Annotated in this window: 24 protein-coding genes; 21 read left to right on the top strand and 3 right to left on the bottom strand. The window is 60.7% G+C overall.

Going from position 1 to position 22406, the window contains the following annotated elements; all coding sequences use genetic code 11:
* Positions 1-56: 56 nt before the first annotated feature.
* The 3 genes from ACR0D8_RS10475 to ACR0D8_RS10465 all read left to right on the top strand — a co-directional run bounded on the left by ACR0D8_RS10475 (position 57) and on the right by ACR0D8_RS10465 (position 2678).
* Positions 57-1289: an MFS transporter gene (locus tag ACR0D8_RS10475; protein ID WP_480646125.1), complete on the top strand. Its 1233-nt coding sequence runs from the start codon at positions 57-59 to the stop codon at positions 1287-1289.
* Positions 1290-1355: 66 nt separating this feature from the next.
* On the top strand, positions 1356-2234 hold the full coding sequence (locus ACR0D8_RS10470) for a 50S ribosomal protein L11 methyltransferase (protein WP_480646124.1): 879 nt from the start codon (positions 1356-1358) through the stop codon (positions 2232-2234).
* Positions 2235-2333: 99 nt separating this feature from the next.
* Positions 2334-2678, top strand: a complete 345-nt coding sequence (locus ACR0D8_RS10465) for a hypothetical protein (RefSeq protein ID WP_480646122.1) — start codon at positions 2334-2336, stop codon at positions 2676-2678.
* A 104-nt stretch (positions 2679-2782) separates the two neighbouring features.
* Here ACR0D8_RS10465 and ACR0D8_RS10460 read toward each other — a convergent pair whose 3' ends face one another.
* A complete protein-coding gene (locus ACR0D8_RS10460) occupies positions 2783-2995 on the bottom strand; it encodes a DUF1127 domain-containing protein (protein ID WP_475162594.1) in 213 nt (70 codons plus the stop codon).
* 334 nt (positions 2996-3329) lie between these two features.
* Here ACR0D8_RS10460 and ruvC point away from each other — a divergent pair, with 334 nt between their 5' ends.
* The 4 genes from ruvC to ACR0D8_RS10440 all read left to right on the top strand — a co-directional run bounded on the left by ruvC (position 3330) and on the right by ACR0D8_RS10440 (position 6212).
* On the top strand, positions 3330-3827 hold the full coding sequence (gene ruvC, locus ACR0D8_RS10455; RefSeq protein WP_480646120.1) for a crossover junction endodeoxyribonuclease RuvC: 498 nt from the start codon (positions 3330-3332) through the stop codon (positions 3825-3827).
* On the top strand, positions 3824-4501 hold the full coding sequence (gene ruvA / locus ACR0D8_RS10450) for a Holliday junction branch migration protein RuvA (protein WP_480646118.1): 678 nt from the start codon (positions 3824-3826) through the stop codon (positions 4499-4501). The genes ruvC and ruvA overlap by 4 nt, the downstream gene beginning before the upstream one ends.
* Positions 4502-4505: 4 nt before the next feature.
* Positions 4506-5525, top strand: a complete 1020-nt coding sequence (gene ruvB / locus ACR0D8_RS10445) for a Holliday junction branch migration DNA helicase RuvB (protein WP_480646116.1) — start codon at positions 4506-4508, stop codon at positions 5523-5525.
* A 63-nt stretch (positions 5526-5588) separates the two neighbouring features.
* Positions 5589-6212, top strand: a complete 624-nt coding sequence (locus ACR0D8_RS10440) for a hypothetical protein (RefSeq protein WP_480646114.1) — start codon at positions 5589-5591, stop codon at positions 6210-6212.
* 26 nt (positions 6213-6238) lie between these two features.
* Here ACR0D8_RS10440 and ACR0D8_RS10435 read toward each other — a convergent pair whose 3' ends face one another.
* Complete coding sequence (locus ACR0D8_RS10435; RefSeq protein ID WP_480646113.1) at positions 6239-7936, bottom strand: SulP family inorganic anion transporter; 1698 nt, start codon at positions 7934-7936, stop codon at positions 6239-6241.
* 200 nt (positions 7937-8136) lie between these two features.
* On the opposite strand from ACR0D8_RS10435, the gene ybgC reads away from it, so the two are divergent.
* The 14 genes from ybgC (at position 8137) to ACR0D8_RS10365 (ending at position 21706) form a co-directional block, all read left to right on the top strand.
* Entirely contained in the window at positions 8137-8544 is a 408-nt protein-coding gene (gene ybgC / locus ACR0D8_RS10430; protein WP_480646111.1) for a tol-pal system-associated acyl-CoA thioesterase, read from the top strand.
* Between the two features lie 109 nt (positions 8545-8653).
* On the top strand, positions 8654-9349 hold the full coding sequence (gene tolQ / locus ACR0D8_RS10425) for a protein TolQ (RefSeq protein WP_480646109.1): 696 nt from the start codon (positions 8654-8656) through the stop codon (positions 9347-9349).
* A 1-nt stretch (position 9350) separates the two neighbouring features.
* A complete protein-coding gene (tolR, locus tag ACR0D8_RS10420; RefSeq protein WP_475162578.1) occupies positions 9351-9821 on the top strand; it encodes a protein TolR in 471 nt (156 codons plus the stop codon).
* A gap of 15 nt (positions 9822-9836) precedes the next feature.
* Positions 9837-10937, top strand: coding sequence for an energy transducer TonB (locus ACR0D8_RS10415; protein WP_480646107.1), 1101 nt, complete (start codon positions 9837-9839; stop codon positions 10935-10937).
* The gene (gene tolB, locus ACR0D8_RS10410; protein WP_475162576.1) at positions 10934-12253 is read left to right on the top strand and encodes a Tol-Pal system beta propeller repeat protein TolB; all 1320 of its coding nucleotides are present in this window, start codon (positions 10934-10936) and stop codon (positions 12251-12253) included. The genes ACR0D8_RS10415 and tolB overlap by 4 nt, the downstream gene beginning before the upstream one ends.
* 88 nt (positions 12254-12341) lie before the next feature.
* Entirely contained in the window at positions 12342-12851 is a 510-nt protein-coding gene (pal, locus tag ACR0D8_RS10405; protein ID WP_475162574.1) for a peptidoglycan-associated lipoprotein Pal, read from the top strand.
* A gap of 4 nt (positions 12852-12855) precedes the next feature.
* Positions 12856-13680, top strand: coding sequence for a tol-pal system protein YbgF (ybgF, locus tag ACR0D8_RS10400; RefSeq protein ID WP_480646105.1), 825 nt, complete (start codon positions 12856-12858; stop codon positions 13678-13680).
* Positions 13677-14930 (top strand): tRNA lysidine(34) synthetase TilS, encoded by a 1254-nt coding sequence (gene tilS / locus ACR0D8_RS10395; protein WP_480646103.1) that lies wholly within the window; start codon positions 13677-13679, stop codon positions 14928-14930. Before ybgF ends, tilS begins: the two co-directional genes overlap by 4 nt.
* Before the next feature lie 76 nt (positions 14931-15006).
* Positions 15007-16923 (top strand): ATP-dependent zinc metalloprotease FtsH, encoded by a 1917-nt coding sequence (gene ftsH / locus ACR0D8_RS10390; protein WP_475162567.1) that lies wholly within the window; start codon positions 15007-15009, stop codon positions 16921-16923.
* A gap of 103 nt (positions 16924-17026) precedes the next feature.
* Entirely contained in the window at positions 17027-17602 is a 576-nt protein-coding gene (locus ACR0D8_RS10385) for an MOSC domain-containing protein (protein WP_480646100.1), read from the top strand.
* A 165-nt stretch (positions 17603-17767) separates the two neighbouring features.
* Positions 17768-19444: a formate--tetrahydrofolate ligase gene (locus tag ACR0D8_RS10380; protein WP_475162564.1), complete on the top strand. Its 1677-nt coding sequence runs from the start codon at positions 17768-17770 to the stop codon at positions 19442-19444.
* Between the two features lie 57 nt (positions 19445-19501).
* Complete coding sequence (locus ACR0D8_RS10375) at positions 19502-19807, top strand: chorismate mutase (protein ID WP_480646098.1); 306 nt, start codon at positions 19502-19504, stop codon at positions 19805-19807.
* 52 nt (positions 19808-19859) lie between these two features.
* Positions 19860-20750 (top strand): bifunctional methylenetetrahydrofolate dehydrogenase/methenyltetrahydrofolate cyclohydrolase FolD, encoded by an 891-nt coding sequence (folD, locus tag ACR0D8_RS10370; RefSeq protein WP_480646097.1) that lies wholly within the window; start codon positions 19860-19862, stop codon positions 20748-20750.
* Between the two features lie 209 nt (positions 20751-20959).
* The gene (locus ACR0D8_RS10365; RefSeq protein ID WP_480646095.1) at positions 20960-21706 is read left to right on the top strand and encodes a LytTR family DNA-binding domain-containing protein; all 747 of its coding nucleotides are present in this window, start codon (positions 20960-20962) and stop codon (positions 21704-21706) included.
* A gap of 3 nt (positions 21707-21709) precedes the next feature.
* Here ACR0D8_RS10365 and pdeM read toward each other — a convergent pair whose 3' ends face one another.
* Positions 21710-22375 carry a ligase-associated DNA damage response endonuclease PdeM gene (gene pdeM, locus ACR0D8_RS10360; RefSeq protein WP_480646093.1) on the bottom strand — a complete coding sequence of 222 codons (666 nt, stop codon included), beginning with the start codon at positions 22373-22375 and terminating at the stop codon, positions 21710-21712.
* Between the last annotated feature and the right edge of the window lie 31 nt (positions 22376-22406).

The raw sequence follows: 22406 nt of genomic DNA, 5'->3' as shown, positions 1-22406 counted from the left end.
GTGCGCGGTCCGCTTCCCTCTCGCCAAACCGCTGAAATGGGCGTAGAGGGAGTCCCATGCTGAAACCCATGCCGCTATCCGAGGCGCAGAGCCTGCCGTTCTGGCGCCGTCCTGTGACGCTTCTGTTCGTGATGGCGCTGACCATGCCCATCGCGTTCAACGCATGGAGCGCGCTGTTGAACAATTTCGTCATCGAAGTGGCGAATTTCGACGGTGCGGATATCGGATTGCTGCATACCGTGCGCGAAATTCCCGGCTTTCTGGCCGTTGGCGTGATCGCCGTGATCCTGTTCGTCCGCGAACAGGTTCTGGCCATGATTTCGCTGATGATGCTGGGCGTTGCGACAGCGGTGACGGCTTGGTTTCCCAGCCTCGGCGGGTTGTTGTTCGTCACCCTCTTCAGCTCGATCGGCTTTCACTATTACGAGACGGTGAACCAGTCCCTGCAACTGCAATGGTTGCCCAAGGACAAGGCGCCGCAGGTGCTTGGATGGCTGGTGGCGATGGGGTCAGCGGCCACGGCGGTGGTCTATGGCCTGATCGTGCTGACCTGGGATCGGTTCGACCTGTCTTACAATTTCGTTTTCATGGCCGCTGGCGGGGCGACAGCCTTGCTCGCGCTGTTCTGTCTGCTTGCCTATCCGCAATTCGACGCCCCCACGCCGCAGACCAAGAAACTGATCCTGCGCAAGCGGTACTGGCTGTATTACGCGCTTCAATTCATGGCGGGTGCGCGGCGACAGATATTCGTGGTCTTTGCCGGCTTTATGATGGTCGAGAAATTCGGGTTCGAAGTGCACGAGTTGACCAGCCTCTATCTGATCAATCTGATGATCAACATGCTGGCCGCCCCTATGCTGGGCAAGGCAGTGGCCCGGTTCGGCGAGCGGCGCACGCTGATCTTCGAATATGCCGGGCTGGCAATTGTCTTTGCAGCCTATGGCGGCATCTACTGGTTTGGCTGGGGCGTGGTTCTGGCAGCGATCCTGTATGTGATCGACCATGTGCTGTTTGCGCTGGCGCTGGCGCTGAAAACCTATTTCCAGAAAATTGCCGATCCCGCAGATATCGCGCCAACGGCGGCCGTTGCATTCACCATCAACCACATCGCGGCCGTGTTCCTGCCTGCGCTGTTGGGCTTGCTGTGGGTGGTCTCTCCGGGTGCCGTCTTTGCGCTGGCCGCTGCTATGGCCATGATATCGCTTTTCCTGTCCCTGCTGATCCCGCGCCATCCCGAACCCGGCAACGAAACCATTCTGGCGAAATACGCGCCCGCACCGGCAGAGTAGGCGCAAGCGCTTGACCTTGGCGGGCCCGCGCCCTAGGCGCTGTGTCAACCGACACAGGAGGCTCCCATGCCCACATTCACCGCGCTTACAACTCTGACCGGCAAGAAGGCCGCCGATGGTCTGGGCGAAGCGATGGAACGTCTGGATCCCGAACCCACCGGTGTCGGCGTGTTCGAGGTCGAGGACGGCTCGGGCCTTTGGGAAGTGGGCGGGTATTTCACAGAAACCCCGGATGAAACCGCGCTGGCGGTTCTGGCCGCCGCATTCGAGGCGAAACCCTTTGTCGTGTCAGAACTGCCCGAAACTGACTGGGTCGCCCATGTGCGCCGCGAACTGGCCCCTGTCGAGGCCGGTCGGTTCTTTGTCTACGGCAGCCACGATGCCGACAAACTGCCCGACGGCCGCATCCCGTTGCTGATCGAGGCCGCAATGGCCTTTGGGACCGGTCACCATGGTACGACTCTCGGCTGCCTCAAGGCGCTGGACCACCTTCTGAACGAGGGATTTACGGCCAACAGGGTGGCGGACATCGGTTGCGGCACAGCCGTTCTGGCCATGGCCGCCGCGCGGGTCTGGGACGGAGATATTATCGCCAGCGATATCGACCAGGTGGCGGTAGATGTCGCCGAGGCCAATCTGAAAGCAAACGGAATGTCCGGTCAGGTCCGCTGTGTCGAGGCCGCCGGTTTTGACCATCCCGACCTGCAGGCGCGCACGCCCTATGATCTGATTTTTGCGAATATTCTCAAGGGGCCACTGGTGGCGCTGTCCCCTGAAATTGCCGCGAATCTGCGGGTTGGCGGTTATGCGATCCTGTCGGGAATCCTGAATGAACAGGCCGATGATGTGGTTTCGGTTTATTCTCAAAACGGGTTCAATCTGGTCCGAAAGGACGAAATTGGTGAATGGACGACGCTAGTCTTAAGCAATCAGGGCTTAAATTAGGCCATTTGCAGGAGTTTTCTGGAGTTTCGCCTCTTTTTTGTCGCAATCTCTAATTACCGTCAGGACGTGGATACGGGGGGCGGTTTTTTGGAGGCTGCCATGACGGGAAAACAACTGGAGTTCGATCAGCGCGTTCATCGCCTGAATAAGAAACACGCCAAGCTGAGCCGCGGTTATCGCGCGACGATGCGCAAGGATGGCCTTGTGGTGATGAAGCCGCAAAGGGTTAGATCTGCGGTTCCGGCCAAGGTGCTGTTGATGTGCCTGTGCGGATTGTTCGCGTTCAAGACGTTCTTGCTGACCAGCCTCGGGGCGTCAGCCTATGAATATCGGGTCGACAGCCTGGCGCAGGGTACGTCTGTCGAAAAGGCGGGCGCTTGGATTATGCAGATTGACCCGGTGTCGGAATTCATGGCGGCCCAGATCAGCCAGTTCATTCACTGAATTTTACGTCTCTCAGACGAGAAACGCCGCGCATCTTACGACGCGCGGCGTTCCGCTTTGCCCCCGAGGGAGGAGAGGGGCGTGTGAGTGGTGGTAGTTAATTCTTACCGACGACCTTCCGCCACGGCGTCAATATCGCCGCGGCACAGACCGATATCTTCCAGTTCGCGATCCGTCAGACCGCTCAGCGCGTTGCGTGTCACGCGGGCGTCGTTCCATTCGACAAAGGCGTTTACAGCCGATGCGAAAATTGCGCCGATACGGCCAACGAGGCCGAACGAGCCAGTGGTGGCGCGGGTGGTATCCAGTGCAGCCATATCCTGTTTCCTTCTGGTTAAAGTTCATGTCCAGATCATCTGATCTGAGCGGCATCTAGTGATGTCAAATAGCCGGTGCAAGTGCGGAATTTGCATGTGTCCTATGCAATTTCTGCAAAGCTCACGGAACCTTAAAACCCCTTAATTTACTGGCCATTTCGCCTTTAGAAACCATGTCGAATTCCGGCCATTGGCGGTCGCAATCGGACCGTCCCGTCGGTGGTGGAACAAAGGTGTCGTTTTCAGACTTCGGGTCAATTCGCTTGGAAAATGTTCTTGTTTCGTGCTAACCCGGGTTAAAGATCAGAAAAACCCGAGCAGGCCGAGGCACAACATGCGAATTCTGGGCATTGATCCGGGGCTCAGGACCCTGGGATGGGGCGTCATCGATTCGCATGGCAGCCGTCTGAGCCACGTTGCCAACGGATTGTGCAAATCGGACGGGGACGATCTGGGCGAGCGTTTGTTGTCCCTGCACAACCAGATTGTTGAGGTCATCGCCGACCACCGGCCCGATCAGGCGGCCATTGAACAGACCTTTGTTAACAAGGACGGGGCGGGTACGCTGAAACTGGGCCAGGCGCGGGGCGTGGCGCTGCTGACACTGGCGCAGGCCGGTCTGCCGGTCGGGGAATATGCGCCCAACAGGGTCAAAAAGACGGTTGTTGGCGTCGGGCATGCCGAAAAAGAGCAGGTTCTTCACATGGTCAAACTGCAACTGCCGGGCTGTCAGCCCAAAGGGGCGGACGCGGCGGATGCGCTGGCGATTGCCATCTGTCATTCCTATTATGGCGCGGTGCCGCAGGCGCGGATGAAAGAGGTGCGTGCATGATCGGAAAACTGACAGGGCGGCTGGATTATCGCGCGGCCGATCACGTGCTGATCGACGTGCGCGGTGTGGGTTACATCGTTTACTGCTCGGATCGGACCATGGCGGCGCTGCCGGGTGTGGGTGAGGCGGTTTCAATCTACACGGATATGGTCGTGCGCGAGGACCTGATGCAGCTTTACGGCTTTCTGTCGCTGATCGAAAAGGAATGGCACCGGCTGCTGTGTTCGGTGCAGGGCGTCGGGGCCAAGGTCTCGCTGGCGATCCTCAGCGCTCTGGGGCCCGATGGCGTCAGCCGTGCAATCGCGTTGGGGGACTGGGGCGCGGTCAAGGCCGCAAAGGGCGTTGGGCCGAAGACCGCGCAGCGGATTGTGCTTGACCTCAAGGACAAGGCGCCGGGCGTGATGGCCATGGGCGGAACCGTAACCGAAGCCATGGATGGCCCGGAACTGGAGGTCGTCGAACTGTCCGAGCCTGCACCTGCCCCCAGACGGGTGGCGCAACCGGCATCCGGCGCAGCAGCGGCATCGGCGGGGGCATTGTCGGCGCTGTCCAATCTGGGGTATGGGCCCTCTGATGCCGCATCGGCCGTGGCTGAAGCGGCGGCGGGCCAGCCGGATGCGGATGAGGCCGATCTGATCCGCGCGGCACTCAGGCTGCTGGCACCGAAAGGGTGAATGAATGGTAGATGCTGACCCCACCCTGCGCCCGGACCCTCTGCCCGAAGACAACGACCGCGCACTGCGCCCGCAGGGGCTGGATGAATTCATTGGTCAGGCCGAGGCGCGAGCGAACCTGCGCATTTTCATCCAATCCGCTCGTCAGCGCGGCGAGGCGATGGATCACACGCTGTTTCACGGTCCTCCGGGGTTGGGTAAAACCACGCTGGCGCAGATCATGGCGCGCGAGCTGGGGGTGAATTTCCGCATGACCTCGGGCCCCGTTTTGGCCAAGGCCGGTGATCTGGCGGCGATCCTGACCAATCTTGAATCCCGCGATGTGTTGTTCATCGACGAAATCCATCGTCTGAACCCGGCGGTGGAAGAGGTGCTCTATCCCGCGATGGAGGATTTCGAACTGGATCTGGTAATCGGCGAAGGCCCCGCGGCACGGACGGTTCGGATCGAGTTGCAGCCCTTTACGCTGGTTGGCGCCACGACACGGATGGGACTGCTTACCACGCCGCTGCGTGACCGGTTCGGCATTCCGACGCGGCTGCAATTCTACACCGTTGACGAGTTGCACGAGATTGTAACCCGAAACGCCCGCAAGCTGGGTGCCCCGGCCGACGATGACGGGGCGCGTGAAATTGCGCGCCGTTCGCGCGGGACGCCACGGATCGCCGGGCGGTTGCTGCGGCGCGTGGTGGATTTTGCCATCGTCGAAGGCGACGGGCGGATCACCCGTGAACTGGCCGATGGCGCGCTGACGCGGCTGGGTGTCGACAACCTTGGGCTGGACGGCGCGGACAGGCGGTATCTGAAACTGATCGCCGAGAACTATGCCGGCGGTCCCGTCGGGATCGAAACCCTGTCGGCGGCGCTGTCGGAAAGCCGGGATTCGCTGGAAGAAGTGATCGAGCCCTTTCTGCTGCAGCAGGGCCTGATCCAACGGACACCGCGGGGACGGATGCTGGCGCAAAAGGCGTGGACCCATCTGGGGATGGCCGCACCAAAAAGGCAAAGCGATCTGTTCGGTTGAAGCTGACCGCCAGAGGTTTTATGCCAGCGACCGGATCACTGATGTAAATATGAAGGATTGCGCGTGACACCGGACGAAATCGAGTCTCTGTTCACCCGCGACAGCGGAGAGTTCCTGTTCGCACGCTGGGGCCGACCCATCGTCCCCATCGTTTTTGGCGTCGAAGACGAAACGCTGGCCACCGTCAAGGGCGCGTTTGAGGCGGTCGTCACTCTCGCCGAACACAAAATGGCCGAGACCGATCCCGAACTTGGCGCAAATTGCATGGTTTTCTTTTTCAGAGAGTGGCAAGAACTGCTGGATGTGCCCGATCTGGGCCGGATGGTCCCGGATCTGGCACCTCTGGTCGCGCGTCTGGTCGCGGCGGATGCCAACCAGTACCGTATATTCCGGTTCGAGCCCGACGGGGCGATCCGCGCGGCGTTCGTGTTCCTGAAAATGGATAGGGAGCTTTCCGAAATCCCGGCCGAGACGCTGGCGCTCAGCCAGGTGGTGCAGACCATATTGTTGTGGTCCGATACGGCATTTCGCACGCAATCGCCGCTGGCCGTGGTCGGTGGCGCAACCATTCTGCGGCCGGATATCGCCGCATTGATCCGCGCCGCCTATGACCCTGTCTTGCCGGGCGCTGCGCAGGATGCCTCGCATGCGTTGCGGCTTTTCGCCCGGTTGCAGCCGCCGCAGTAGGAAAAGGTGGACCGCGCCCACCAGCGCTAGGGTTGGCGATTTCGGTACGCCGTGACCAGATCATTGCCTGTGTCGAAAAAGCCGTCAGGCCCCACCATGTCGCTGACCCCGTAACGGTCCAGCTCTGACCGTACGGCGGGATCGACCTGCAAAAAGACGAGCCTGATGTTTTTGGAGCGCAGCATCCGGATCAAGGCGCGCAGCATATAGCCCGCGGTGTAATCGACATCGTCCACGGCCGACGCTTCAATACAGAACCAGTCTGTGCCGGCCTCGGATTCTGCCACGATCGCGGCAACCTCATCTGACAGGCGCTGAGTATTCGCGTAATACAGGCTGTGCGAGAAACGATAGATCACCAGGCCGGGCATAAACTGGTTCGGAGCCGTGATTGTCTTTGCGTGCCAGCCGCCATCGGCGTTTCTTACGATAACAGAATTCTTGGGCCGGTAGCCTCGGCGCGTGTGATCGATCAGCGAAAGCACCATCGCAAATATGATCCCCTGCTCGACCCCGACGAAAACGACGACAGCAGCGGTGGCTACGGCGATCCAGAACTCTGAACGGGCCTGATGGTAAATCGCAGCAAGTCCGCGCAGGTCGATCAGTTTCAGACCGATCAGGAATACCACGGCAGACAGCGCCGCATTCGGCAGATAGGCCAGCGGTGCGGTCAGGAAAAGAATGACGATCAGCACAATCGCAACTGTCGTCAGTTGGGCAACCTGACTGCGGCCACCGGCGCTGGCCACCATTTCCGTCTTGGTTGGACTGCCATTGACAACGAAGGTGCCCGTCAGCGCCGCGCCGAGATTGGCAAGGCCCAGCCCGGTAAGGTCGGTATTTTCGCTGAATTTCTCGTCATACCGCGCCGCGTAGGCGCGCGATGTCGCAGCGCTTTGGGCCAGAATGACCACAAGGATGGACAGCGCGGTGGGTAACAACTGTTTTAGCAGGGGCCAGCTCCAGTTCACGTCCGGGACAGACAGCGATGGCAATCCGCCCGGAACCGAGCCCAGAACCGCAATACCGAACGCGCTGAACTGGAACGCCCAGCTGCACAGGATGACACCCAGAATGGCGAACAGAGGCCCCGGCAGTTTGCCGGATAATCGCCGACAGCCGAAAACAACGGCCAGAACCGTCAGGGACACGGCCAGCGTCGGACCGCTCATACGATGGAAATGCATCACCACGTCCCGCAGCTTGTCAACGGTGCCGTGCCCCGTGGCTTCAATCCCCAGCATTCCGGGTATCTCACCTGCCGCGACCTGAATGCCGACGCCGGTCAAAAAGCCGACAAGCACGGTGCGCGACAGGAAGTCGGCCAGAAACCCCAGCCCGATAAGGCGCGCGGCAATCAGCAATACCGCAGCCATCAAAGCCAGCAGCGATGCCAGCGCCACATATTCGGAGGTTCCCGAAACCGCCATTCCGGCGAGTGCCGAGGCGGTGATCGCGGCCGTGGCCGAATCCGCCCCGACCACAAGATGCCGGGACGATCCGAACAGGGCGAACAAGGCCATCGGGATCAGAATGGTATAGAGGCCGGTAATAACCGGGGTTCCGGCGATTTTGGTGTAGCCCATGACCTCGGGGATCGCCAGGCAGGCAAAGGTGAGCCCGGCCAGGGCCTCTGTCGGCAGCGCGGATTTGTCGACTGGCAGGACGCCCTGAAGGATGGGAAGGGACGGCCAACCCTTCTTCGGTCCGGTCTTGTCCATTCGGTCACCCATTCAGTATCACATCGTAATCTGGAACACTAGTGGGCAAGCCGCCGAAATTCGATAGCGGCGTCAGCGTCACAAAAAATTTATGGGTCATAGGGGATTGCGGGATCACCGGGGGACATGCATCTGTGTGGGGCAGGGCGTTGCCGCCTGCAGAAAGACCTGTAGCCAATTGAGTGACCGGATCCGCAATCATGGCCGAAAACACGTCAGTGCAGCAAAAGCATGTCTATCCGATCAGGGTCTATTACGAAGACACCGATATGGGTGGCGTCGTCTATCATGCGAATTACCTGAAATTCATCGAACGGGCGCGGTCCGACTATGTGCGTCAGCTGGGGAACGACCAGAACGCGATGCGTGAGGCCGGGATCGTCTGGGTCGTGCGCCGGATCGAAGCCGATTATCTGGCGACGGCAAAGTTCGAAGATCAGCTGACCGTGGAAACGCATGTCGTTTCCCTGTCGGGTGTACGGCTGACGATGGGGCAGGTCGTCAAAAAGGGTGAGGCCGAGCTGTTCCGGGCGACGGTCACCGCGGTCTGCATGAATGCGCAGGGCAAACCTGTCCGGCTTCCGGCAGAGATTCGCGCATTGTTGTAACAAAATGAAGGGCCGGGGTGGTTCTGATGGCAATTCATGACCAACTGCGTTAGCGTCTGGCAAAACAAGGCCAAACAAACGGCCGTCAGGCAAAACAAAGAGCAGGTACATGGAAGCTGAAACGCTGGCGCTGGCGCAGGAGATCGACTTCTCCATGTGGGGGCTGTACGCCCGCGCGACATTTGTCGTCAAACTGGTGATGCTGATGCTTGTGGGCGCATCGATCTGGTCATGGGCGATCATCATTCAGAAACTGATCAACTACCGGTTTGCCCGGCGCGAAGCGCAGGTTTTCGATGAATCCTTCTGGTCGGGTAACCCGCTGGACGAGCTTTTTGAACAGATCGGAACGCAGCCGGATGGCAGTTCAGAAAAGATATTCGCCGCCGGAATGATCGAATGGCGCCGGTCACACCGCACCGATGGCGGTCTGATTGCCGGTGCCACGGCGCGGATTGACCGGTCGATGGATGTGGCCATCGCCAAAGAGGCCGAGACGTTGCAGAAGGGTCTGCCCATTCTGGCAACTGTCGGCTCGACCGCCCCGTTTATCGGCCTGTTCGGTACCGTCTGGGGGATCATGAACGCCTTTATCGAAATCGCCGAGCAGCAGAATACCAACCTGGCCGTTGTGGCACCGGGGATTGCCGAGGCTTTGCTGGCCACAGGGCTGGGTCTTTTGGCTGCGATCCCGGCGGTGATCTTCTACAACAAGCTCAGCGCCGATAGTGACCGGATCGTCGGCGGCTACGAGGCTTTTGCCGACGAGTTCGCGACCATCCTATCGCGCCAGCTGGACGGCTGACATGGGCGCGGCGGTTCAGCAAAATTCGGGTGGAAACGGGCGCAGACGCGGTCGCCGTCGCGGGCGCGCGCAGCCGATGTCCGAGATCAACGTGACGCCATTTGTGGATGTCATGTTAGTGTTGCTGATCATCTTCATGGTGGCCGCACCTCTGCTGACCGTAGGCGTTCCGGTTGATCTGCCAAAGACCGCCGCCAGCGCCTTGCCCGGCGACAACGAAGAACCGCTCACCGTGACGCTGACCGCCGATGGCCGGGTGCAGATCCAGACCACGGACGTTCTGCGCGAGGACTTGATCGGCAAACTGCGCGCCATCGCGGCGGAACGCAGCAGCGACCGGGTGTTCCTGCGCGCCGATGGTGCCATTCCCTATGCGCAGGTGATGCAGGTCATGGGGGCGCTGAACGCGGGCGGGTTTTCCAATGTGGGCCTGGTGACCGATACCGGCGGGCCGACTCTGGACGACGGTTGAGAGTGAGGCCGCGCGGTGGACACCGGCACCAAGATCTCGGCGATTGCCCATGTGGGCCTGATCGGGTGGGCCTTGTTGGGCGGCACTTTCCGGTCCGAACCTCTGCCCATGGCGGTACAGGACGTATCGGTGATTTCGGCTGAACAATTCGCGGCGATGACCGCACAGCGACAAGCCCCTGCTGTGCCGACGCCAACGGCATTGCAACAGCCCGAAGCCCCGACAGAAGAGACCAACACGCCGGAGCCGGTGGAAGAAGAGCAGAACCGCGCGGAAATCGCCACGCCTCCGGAACCGGATCCGGACCCGCTGCCCGTCCCGGTCGAAGCCCCGCCTGAGCCGGAGGTGGTCGAGGAACCTCCGACACTGGAACAGCCGGATACTGAAATTGCGGCCTTGCCGGCGCCTCCGGGCCCAGAGGCGCAACCGCGCCCGGCTGACAAGGTTGCGCCAGAACCGGTCGCGCCGCCGCCGCCCGAAGCGAAGCCGGACGATGTGGAAACACCCGCGGTTTCACTGGATGAGGGGGCAGAAGTTCAGCAGGAACAGCAGGATCAGACCGCCCCGGAAGAGGCCACGGATGAGATTGTGACCGAGGCTGAAGAAGCCAAGGAATACGCGCCGCGCACCTCTCCGCGACCACAGGTGCGGCCCAGCCGGCCCGCGCCCCCGGCGCAGCCCGAAGTGGCCGAGACCGAGGAGCCATCCCAACCCGACACCGAACCCAGCGATGATACCGCGATCAATGATGCATTGGCCGAAGCGCTGGCGCAGGGCGACGAGCCATCCGGCCCGCCGCTGACCAGCGGTGAAAAGGACGCCATGCGTCTGGCGGTGTCGCAGTGCTGGAATGTCGGTTCCCTGTCCACCGACGCGTTGCAGGTGGTCGTGGTTGTCGGCTTTTCGCTGACCCCCGAAGGCAAGGTCGTCGGCGGCAGCCTGCGCCTGCTGGACAGCACCGGTGGGTCTGCCGGGGCCGAAAATCAGGCGTTCGAGGCCGCCAGACGGGCAATTTTGCGCTGTGGGGCCAAAGGATATGATCTGCCTGCTGACAAATACGCTCAGTGGAAAGATATTGAGATTACATTCAATCCCGAGAGGATGCGGATCAAATGATGAAAATTCTGACCAGCCTGTTGCTTGGCCTGACGATTTTGGCAGCGCCGGTATACGCCCAGAACGGACCGCTGCGTCTGGAACTGGATCAGGGGATCATCGAACCCTTGCCCTTTGCGGTGCCGAACTTTGTGCCCGACGGGCCAGCGGCGACACAGTATGCCAACGATATCTCGCGGGTCGTTGCGGCCGACCTGATCGGAACCGGGCTGTTCCGCGAAATCTCGCCGGACGCGTTCATCAGCCGGGTCAGCAGTTTCGAGGCCCCGGTGCAATTCGCGGATTGGAAAGCCATCAACGCCGAGGCACTGGTGACCGGTGCCGTGAATGTCTCGGGCAATCGGCTGACGGTCCGGTTCCGGGTCTGGGACGTGTTTTCGGACAGAGAGCTTGGCGATGGCCTGCAATTCGCGGGCACGACCGAGGGCTGGCGGCGCATGGCGCATAAGGTGGCCGATCAGGTCTATAGCCGGATCACCGGCGAAGGTGCCTATTTCGACAGCCGCGTGGCCTTCGTGTCGGAAAGCGGACCCAAGGATCAGCGGCTGAAACGGCTGGCTATCATGGATTATGATGGTGCCAATGTGCAGTACCTGACCGACAGTGCCGCCATTGTTCTGGCGCCGCGCTTTTCGCCCTCGGGCGACCGGCTGCTTTATACAAGCTATGAAAGCGGCCAGCCGCGTATCTATGTTCTGGATGTCGACCGCGTAAAACGGACCGAACTGAAAACCCAGGACGGCACGATGAGCTTTTCGCCCCGCTTTTCGCCGGATGGCAGGTCGATCGTTTATTCGCTGATTCAGGGCGGCAATACCGATCTTTGGAAGATGGATCTGGCCTCGGGCCAGAGCGTGCGTCTGACCAACACGCCGGCCATCGAAACCGCGCCCAGCTATTCACCGGACGGGACGCAAATCGTGTTTGAAAGTGACCGCTCGGGAACGCCGCAGCTTTACATCATGCCCGCAAACGGGGGCGAGGCTACACGGATCAGCTTTGGCCAGGGCCGGTACGGCACCCCGGTATGGTCGCCGCGCGGTGACTTGATCGCGTTCACAAAGCAAAACAAGGGCCGGTTCCATATCGGCGTGATGCGCACGGATGGCAGCGAAGAACGGCTGCTGACCTCATCCTTCCTGGATGAAGGGCCGACATGGTCGCCCAACGGCCGCGTGATCATGTTCACCCGTGAATCACAGGGCGCAAGCGGTCGGGCAACGCTGTATTCGGTGGATATCTCGGGCCGGAACCTGCGGCCGGTGCGCACGCCCGACGGCGGCAGCGACCCGTCCTGGGGGCCGTTGCAGAATTGATCGGGACAGGCGGTTGGAAAAGTTCACAAAAAAACTGCACTGTGCTACAGAGACGGCAATAAACCGATAAAACAACGAGGCACTCGAAATGAACGTATTGGGCAAAATCCTGGCCTTGGGCACGTTAAGCGTACTGGCCGCATGTTCCAACAATGATCCGTCGGCTCTGGGCGGCGGTTTCGGCAACGGCGCAAATGGCGCCATCGCACCGGGTTCGCCAAGCGATCCGCGATCCCCGGCCTATTTTCAGCAAACCGTTGGCGACCGTGTGTTGTTCGCCGTGGACCAGTCGACGCTGACACCGCAGGCGCAGTCCGTCCTGCAGGGTCAGGCGGACTGGCTGATGGCCAATCCAGACTTTGTGGCCACAATCGAAGGCCACGCGGACGAGCAGGGCACGCGCGAATACAACCTTGCTCTGGGTGCGCGCCGGGCCAATGCGGCCCGCGAGTTTCTGATTTCGCGCGGGGTGGCGGGCAATCGTCTGACGACCGTCAGCTATGGCAAGGAACGCCCGATCGAGATTTGCAGCACCGAGGAATGCTATTCCAAGAACCGCCGCGCGGTGACGGTGCTCACCGGTTCAACCTTGGGGTAAGACGATGAGACTTGCAGGATGGGTTTTGGCCGCGGTCGTCGTGACCGCCGGTGTGGCAAAAGCGCAGGATCAGCAAACCCTGGCGGATATCCGGCAGGAACTGACGGTGCTGCACGTCGAAATTCAGCGCCTCAAGCGCGAGTTTTCGACCACCGGCTCTCCTGCCCCGAACCTGTCCGGCAGTTCCATCCTCGAACGCGTCGATGCGATCGAAGCTGAATTGCAGCGCCTGACGCGCCAGACCGAACAGCTGAACCAGCGGGTGCAGAACGTCGTGACCGATGGCACCAACCGGATCGGGGATCTTGAGTTCCGGCTGGTTGAGCTGGAAGGCGGTGACCTCAGCACGCTGGGCGAAACCTCGACGCTGGGTGGTGAGACTGAGATCACCACGGCGGCACCCGCGACACCAACACCCCCCGATTCAACTGAACAAGGTGAGCTGGCGGTTGGTGAACGTGCGGATTTTGACGCCGCCGCGCAGGCCTTGGCAGATGGGAATTTTCAGGCTGCCGCCGACCAGTTTGCCCAATTCGACACCTCTTATCCCGGCAGCCCCCTGGCACCCGAGGCGCATCTGAAACGCGGGCAGGCCCTGGAGGGGCTGGGCGACACGCGAGAGGCCGCAAGGGCGTTCCTGGCCAGTTTCACGGGTGATTCCGAAGGCACGTTCGCGCCCGAGGCATTGTTCGAACTCGGTGCCGCTCTGGGTCGTTTGGGGCAAACCGATCAGGCCTGTATCACCCTGTCCGAAGTCGGCGTGCGCTTTCCTGCCTCGGCCACGGTGGCCGATGCCACGCAGGAAATGGCGTCTCTGGGCTGTTCTTGACCTCTGACGCCGTAACTCTTCAATCCGAACTCCGCGCGCGGCTGCCTGATCGGTTGCCGCCGCGTCTGGGTGTTGCCGTGTCCGGGGGCGGCGATTCGGTTGCCCTGATGCTTCTGCTGCATGAAATTACACAACGTGACGGAGTTGAACTGCTTGCCGCCACAGTGAATCACGGCCTGCGCCCCGAGGCCGCGGACGAAGCCGCCCATGTGGCGGCACAGGCGGCGCGTCTCGGCATCCTGCATGAAACGCTGGTGTGGCAAGGGTGGGACGGTGCAGGAAACCTGCAGGATCAGGCCCGGCAGGCGCGGTATGGTTTGCTGGCTGACTGGGCCCGTTGCAATGGGGTTGGGGCCATCGCGTTGGGCCACACTGCGGATGATCAGGCCGAAACCGTACTGATGCGGCTGGGGCGCGCGGCGGGCGTGACCGGCCTGTCGGGAATGCCCGCCGCGCGCGAACAAGGCGGGGTGACGTTCCTGCGCCCGATGCTGGGAATCGGCAGGCGGCATCTGCGGGATTATGTGATTCAGACTGGCGCCAGCTGGATCGAAGACCCATCGAATCATGATCAGCGGTTCGACCGGATCAAGGCGCGCGACGCACTGGCAAAGCTCGACACGCTGGGAATTTCCGTCAATTCGCTGGCGCGGGTGGCCGAGAACCTCGCACAAGCGCGTGAGGCGCTGGCGCACTATACGCAGGAATCCGCCCGCAAAGTCACTGTGGTTGACGGCGGCGATATCCGCGTTGGTCGAAGTGGGTTCGAGGCCCTTCCGAGGGAAATCCAAAGACGGCTGGTGGTCGGTATCATTGCGTGGATTTCGGGGCCGGGATACCCACCGCGTCAGTCTGCCGTTGATCAGGCTCTGGCCGCTGTGCAGGACGGCCAACAGCTGACATTGGCGGGCTGCCTGTTGGTTCCGCAAGACGATAAAATGTGGTTTTGCAGGGAGCTAAACGCAGTCGCCGGTGAAACGGTGACGCCGCATGAGGTGTGGGACAACCGTTGGATTCTGACTGGTCCATCAAGGGCGGCAAGGCAGGTGCGCGCCCTGGCTGACGATGGCTTGCCGCAGGTGCCGGATTGGCGCGCCCTGGGCAAACCACGCGCAGCGCTGTTGGCCTCACCTTCGGTTTGGGACGGCCAGCGCCTGCTTGCGGCACCGCTGGCCGGGTATTCCAATGGGTGGAGCGTTGAATTGGTGCCGGAAAGGCCCGAGTTCTACTCTTCGCTTTTATCGCATTGAACCTGCTTGAATCATCTCTATTTTATAGAACAACCCGGCAGACCCCCATCTGCCGAAATCTTTTGGGAGATTTTCCTTGGGCAACGCTCGCAATATCGCCTTCTGGGTCGTTCTGTTTCTGCTGATCCTTGCACTGTTCAATTTGTTCAGCGGACCAGGCGGATCGCTTCAGAGCAATGAAAGAACCTATTCCGATTTTGTCACCGCTGTTGAAGGCGGCGAAGTCAAGAACGTGACGCTGGATGGCGAGCAGATTCGCTATACCACGCAAAGCGGCGCGAACTACGTCACCATCAAGCCCGGCGATGCCGAGGTCACTAAGCTGCTGATCGAGGAAAACATCCCCGTTCGCGCGGAAAAACAGCAGCAATCAGGGTTCCAGTCCTTCCTGATCACATTGCTTCCCTTCCTTCTGCTGATCGGTGTCTGGGTCTATTTCATGAACCGGATGCAGGGCGGCGGCAAAGGCGGTGCGATGGGTTTTGGCAAGTCCAAGGCCAAGATGCTGACCGAGAAACATGGCCGCGTGACTTTTGATGATGTCGCGGGCATCGACGAGGCCAAGGAAGAGCTGGAAGAGATCGTTGAATTCCTGCGCAACCCGCAGAAATTCTCGCGCCTTGGTGGCAAGATTCCCAAAGGTGCTCTTCTGGTCGGCCCTCCGGGTACTGGTAAGACGCTGCTGGCTCGTGCGATTGCGGGTGAAGCGGGTGTGCCGTTCTTCACGATCTCAGGCTCTGACTTCGTTGAGATGTTCGTTGGTGTCGGTGCGAGCCGTGTCCGTGACATGTTCGAGCAGGCCAAGAAGAACGCGCCGTGCATCGTATTCATCGACGAAATCGACGCCGTGGGTCGCCATCGTGGTGCCGGTTATGGCGGCGGCAACGATGAACGCGAGCAGACCCTCAACCAGTTGCTGGTCGAGATGGACGGGTTCGAGGCCAATGAAGGCGTGATCATTCTGGCGGCCACCAACCGCAAGGACGTTCTGGACCCCGCGCTGCTGCGTCCGGGCCGGTTTGACCGCAACGTTACCGTCGGTAATCCCGATATCAAAGGCCGCGAGAAAATTCTGGGCGTTCACGCGCGTAAGACCCCACTGGGCCCCGATGTCGATCTGCGCATCATCGCGCGCGGTACGCCGGGCTTCTCGGGTGCCGATCTGGCCAACCTCGTGAACGAGGCCGCGCTGATGGCGGCTCGGGTCGGCCGTCGCTTTGTCACCATGGAAGATTTCGAGAATGCTAAAGACAAGGTGATGATGGGGGCCGAGCGCCGCTCGATGGTGCTGACCCAGGACCAGAAGGAAAAGACTGCTTATCACGAGGCCGGTCATGCCGTTGTCGGTCTGGAACTGCCGCTGTGCGATCCGGTCTACAAAGCCACGATCATCCCGCGCGGTGGGGCGCTGGGTATGGTTGTCTCGCTGCCCGAAATGGATCGCCTGAACTATCACCGCGATGAATGTGAGCAAAAGCTGGCCATGACCATGGCAGGCAAGGCCGCCGAGGTGATCAAATACGGTGAAGATCACGTTTCGAACGGCCCGGCGGGTGACATCATGCAGGCCAGCCAGTTGGCCCGTGCCATGGTGATGCGCTGGGGCATGTCGGACAAGGTCGGCAATATCGACTATGCCGAGGCGCATGAAGGCTATCAGGGTAATACCGCTGGTTTCTCGGTCTCGGCCCATACCAAAGAGCTGATCGAGGAAGAGGTAAAGCGCCTGATCCAGCAGGGATACGAGCGTGCGCACAAGATCCTGACCGAAAAAACCGAGGAATGGGAGCGCCTGGCACAGGGCCTTCTGGAATACGAAACCCTGACGGGTGACGAGATCAAACGCGTCATGAACGGCGAGTCGCCCGGTGATGGCGACGACGAAGGCGACAGCCCGGATGAGGGCAGCGCGCCCAGCGTGACCGCGATCCCGAAGACCAAGGTCAAGAAAACCCCGCCTGAAGGCGGGATGGAGCCGGAACCCTCGGCCTAGACATTCCAGACCCGGGCATTGACCCGGGTCTTTTTTTTGCCTTTTCATTCGGGGCTTGCTGCCTTTTATTGCTGCCAATTCAACCGCTTTCCAGGGAGAAACAATGCCGGTACTGCGCGAGACCGAATTCAAAGCAAAGGTGGTCTGGCTGGGTCACGTCCCGGCAGGCGGGTCGATCCGGGCAACAGCCGTCGATCTGCTCCACCTTGGGTTTGCCGGGGACCGTGGTGCCCGGCACGAGGGCGAGACCCGAAACTCGTGCGTACGCGTGAGGAACCTGTATCCGCAGGGCACCGAAATTCGGAATGTTCGCCAGCTTTCCGTGCTGTCCGCCGAAGAGATGGAGGCCACGGCAAAGGAAATGGATCTGGACTATCTGGACCCGTCCTATCTGGGGGCCAGCATTGTCCTGCGCGGAATTCCGGATTTTACGCACATCCCGCCTTCTTCGCGGTTGCAGGTCACAGGTGGTGTGACACTTACGGTGGACATGGAAAACCGTCCCTGCGTGCTGCCGGGGCGCGAGGTTGAGGCCGATCTGCCCGGGCACGGGGCCGCGTTCAAACCTGCCGCACAGGGGCGGCGCGGTGTCACAGCCTGGGTCGAACGGCCCGGTGAATTGAAGATTGGTGACCATCTGACTCTGTTCGTGCCTGATCAGCGGGCGTGGGCACCATAAGGGCCAACGGTTTCCGATTAGAAACCGCCGAAGTGACGCTACGCCGTTTCACGGCACAATTATGTCGGAATCCATAGCCATCCGGTTGGTACACAACGGTATGGGTTGCACAGCGCCGGCGCACTGCGTCGGTTTTGCACGGCATTCAATCAGGGACCCTGCCCAATGAGCTATAAATCCGACATCGAAATCGCCCGCGAAGCGAACAAGAAGCCGATTCAGGAAATCGGCGCCAAGCTGGGGATCTCCAGCGACGATCTGCTGCCCTATGGTCACGATAAGGCGAAGGTCAGCCAGGACTTCATCAATTCGGTGCAGGACCGTGAAGATGGCAAGCTGATCCTGGTGACCGCGATCAACCCGACCCCGGCGGGCGAGGGTAAGACCACCACGACCGTTGGTCTGGGCGATGGCCTGAACCGCATCGGCAAGAACGCGATGATCTGTATCCGCGAAGCCTCGCTTGGCCCGAACTTCGGCATGAAGGGCGGCGCCGCGGGTGGCGGTTACGCGCAGGTTGTTCCGATGGAGGAAATGAACCTGCACTTCACCGGTGACTTCCACGCCATCACCAGCGCCCACTCGCTGCTGTCGGCGATGATCGACAACCATATCTACTGGGGTAACGAACAGGAAATCGACACCCGCCGCGTTGCTTGGCGTCGTGTGGTCGACATGAACGACCGCGCTCTGCGTCAGATCACCGCCAGCTTGGGTGGCGTGTCGAACGGTTTCCCGCGGGAAGCGGGCTTTGACATCACCGTGGCGTCCGAAGTTATGGCGATCCTGTGCCTGGCCAACGACCTGAAGGATCTGGAAAAGCGTCTGGGTGATATCATCGTTGCTTACCGCCGTGATAAAACCCCGGTCTATTGCCGCGACATCAAAGCCGAAGGTGCAATGACCGTTCTGCTGAAAGACGCGATGCAGCCGAACCTGGTGCAGACGCTGGAAAACAACCCGGCCTTTGTCCATGGCGGCCCGTTCGCGAACATCGCGCATGGCTGCAACTCAGTCATCGCAACCAAGACAGCGCTGAAAGTGGCTGACTATGTTGTCACCGAAGCTGGTTTTGGTGCCGACCTGGGTGCCGAAAAGTTCATGAACATCAAGTGCCGCAAGGCGGGCATCGCGCCGTCGGCTGTGGTGCTGGTCGCCACGGTGCGCGCGATGAAGATGAATGGCGGCGTGGCCAAGGCAGATCTGGGTGCGGAAAACGTCGACGCGGTGAAATCGGGCTGCGCCAACCTGGGCCGTCACATCGAGAACGTCAAATCCTTCGGTGTTCCGGTTGTCGTCGCGATCAACCACTTTGTCACCGACACCGATGACGAAGTGCAGGCGGTCAAGGACTACTGTGGTGAGCATGGCGTTGAAGCGATCCTGTCGCGTCACTGGGAACTGGGTTCGGATGGCTCCGCGCCGCTGGCCGAGAAAGTTGTCGAAATCGTTGAAGGTGGCGCGGCGAACTTCTCGCCGATCTATCCCGACGAGATGCCGCTGTTCGAGAAGATCGAAACCATCGCCAAGCGCATCTATCGCGCCGATGAGGTTCTGGCTGACAACAAGATCCGCAACCAGTTGAAGGAATGGGAAGCCGCCGGCTATGGCAACCTGCCGGTCTGCATGGCGAAAACCCAGTACTCGTTCTCGACCGATCCGACCCTGCGCGGCGCGCCTACCGGTCACTCGGTTCCGGTGCGTGAGGTCCGCCTGTCGGCCGGTGCTGGCTTCATCGTGGTTGTCTGCGGTGAGATCATGACCATGCCCGGTCTGCCGCGTAAACCGGCTGCGGAGACCATCTGCCTCAATGACGCAGGTGAGATCGAGGGCTTGTTCTAAGCCGCTGAATAAGACATCTCGTGGTCCGGGGAATCCCCGGGCCATGAGGAGACGAACATGCCCACTCTGACACCGCCGCAAGACTGCCATTCCATGCAGGAGTTGCGGGCTCAGATCGACAAGCTAGACCGCCAACTGATCGAGATGTTGGTGACGCGCGCGACCTATATTGACCGCGCGTCCGAGCTGAAACCGGGCGAGGGCTTGCCTGCCCGCATCCCGGATCGTGTTGAAGAGGTGGTGCAGCGTGTGCGCGCAAGTTCCGGCGAACTGGGAATGGATCCCGATCTTGCTGAAGAACTCTGGCGCATATTGATTGACTGGTCGATTGCCCGCGAAGAACGCGTGCTCGGCCCCGACTGAATGACCGGGCGCCCAAGCGCCCGATCCGTTTTTTGAAGGAAGGGATCAAAGGATGGTAGCTCAAGTCATTGACGGCAAGGCCTTTGCGGCCAAGGTCCGCGGGCAAGTGGCCGATCAGGTTGCAAAGCTGAAAGAGGAAAACGGCGTCACACCGGGGCTGGCCGTGGTTCTGGTCGGAGAGGACCCGGCAAGCCAGGTCTATGTACGCTCGAAAGGCAAGATGACCGTCGAGGTCGGCATGAACTCGTACGAGCACAAGCTGGATGCCGACACGTCAGAAGAAGACCTGCTGGCGCTGATCGACAAGCTGAACAATGACCCGGCGGTGCATGGCATTCTGGTGCAATTGCCGCTGCCGAAGCACCTGAACGAGGATCTGGTGATCAACTCCATCGATCCGGCCAAGGATGTCGACGGGTTCCACATCTCGAATGTTGGCCTGCTGGGCACCGGTCAGAAATCGATGGTGCCCTGCACCCCGCTGGGTTGTCTGATGATGCTGCGCGACCACCATGGCTCGTTGTCGGGCATGGACGCGGTTGTAATCGGCCGGTCGAACATCGTGGGCAAACCGATGGCGCAACTGCTGCTGGGCGACAGCTGCACCGTAACCATCGCGCATAGCCGCACCAAGGACCTGCCGGATGTGGTTCGTCGTGCGGACATCGTCGTTGCCGCGGTAGGCCGCCCTGAGATGGTGCCGAGTGACTGGATCAAGGAAGGTGCGACCGTCATCGACGTGGGTATCAACCGGATCGAACGTGACGGCAAGAACAAGCTGGTCGGCGATGTGGATTACGCAAGCGCTGCTGAACGCGCGGGCGCGATCACGCCGGTTCCCGGGGGTGTCGGGCCGATGACCATCGCCTGTCTGCTGGCGAACACGCTGACGGCCTGTTGCCGTGCCAACGGCCTGCCGGAACCCGAAGGTCTGACCGCCTGAACCGCGACGCAGCATGACTTAAGTGACGGGCCAAGAGGTGGGCGCACCTCTTGCCCGATTGTTACGTTACAAATGCATTAATTTTCAAATGTCAGGGTTTGAATGATCCCGGATCGGTGATAAACCTGTTTTTCCAGCCGGTTACGATGTGATAGTTCAGGTCAAGAGGGTATGGGCTGGACCTAATTGACCAACTCTGTTGAGCCGTTATGACAAGAAGCCTTAGCCCGATCCTGTCCGAGTTCACATTGCGCCGTGCGGTTGCGGGCCTCGTTTTCCTACCCTTGCTTGCTTACGTGTTTCAGCCGTTTCCGGATGTCGACCTGTCCTTCCCTCAGCGGCTCGTATTCTGGGTTGGTGTGACAGTTCTGGCTTTGCTTGCCACATGGGCTGCCCGAAAGCTGACGCGACGGTTCTTTGCTGATACCCGTCTGTCGTCCCGCGAATTTGCATTGGTCCTTGTGGTTCTCACGCTGTTTGTGCCGTCCCTGTGGCTGATGTCCTGTCTATTGTTCTCGCTCGGTGGCCAGCAGGTGCCGGGTGTGATGGCTGTCGCGCCCTACGGGGTGCTGTTTGCCACGGGGCTTATGCTGGTGCGCGGGCGCAAGGAAAGTGAGCCGCCCGCAATCGACGCCACGCCAGAGAGGCCGCGGCTGACCAAACGTTTGCCGTGCACGTTTAATGGCCAGATTTACCGCCTGACCGTGCGCGACCATTTTGTGGATGTCGTCACCTCGGAAGGGGTTTTTACCATCCGTTCAAGATTGACCGACGCGATTGCCGAGATGGAGCCGGTGCCCGGCCATTGCACGCACCGATCCCATTGGGTGGCTGACGGTGCCATTGCGAGCGTGGAAAAAAGGGGTGGCAAGACGTTCCTGCGCCTCAGAAACGACGAGCTTGTCCCGGTCAGCCGGAAATACAAACCCTTGTTGGAACAGGACGGCGTGATCTGAACCTCATGTCCTGGGCATGGGTATGATCTGAGGCTGGGGACCGGTCAGAATGGCCAGAGCATCGTCGCCCATCAACGTGTCCAGAACCTGATCCGAACTGCGCAATCCGCCGGTATAGGTGCCAAAGGCGGGCAGGATCAGCCGCGCCTTGTCCACCAGAAAGGCCGGGCGCGAAATCATCCGGCCCCGCAGCCTGAGGCGCGCTTTGGGGTGATAATGCCCGGACACCTCGGCGTGGTTGCCGACCTGCGCAATATGGCGGAAGGTCAATGCGCCGATCCGGCAATCCGACAAATGGGTCCCTCCGAGGTCAATGGGGCCGGGGTCGTGGTTGCCTTCGATCCAGATCCAGCGGCGCCCGGCCTGCAAGGCGGTGATGCTCAGCTTTTCATTGGTGCCCAAGGCTGCTTGCGCGTTCAGATCGTCGAAACTGTCGCCCAGACAGATGATGGTCTCTGCTCCGGTTCTGTCGATATCTGCGGCCAGCCGGGTCAGCGTGTCGCGGCTGTCATAGGGCGGCAACGCCGGTCCGCCGCGCCGCGCCATGCGCTCGGACTTTCCCAGATGCAGGTCGGACACGCACAGCAGGTGGTGATCCGGCCACCACAATGCCCCTGATCCCAGTGCGCGCAGGTATTGACCGGCAAAGGAAAACGCAACTCCGTTCATGATACGTTCTTTGCGTGTTTCACCGTGTGAC

The organism is Ruegeria sp. BG10 (assembly GCF_056538575.1).
The sequence above is the reverse complement of the archived record's forward strand: the minus strand, read 5'-3'. Positions and strand labels throughout refer to the sequence as shown.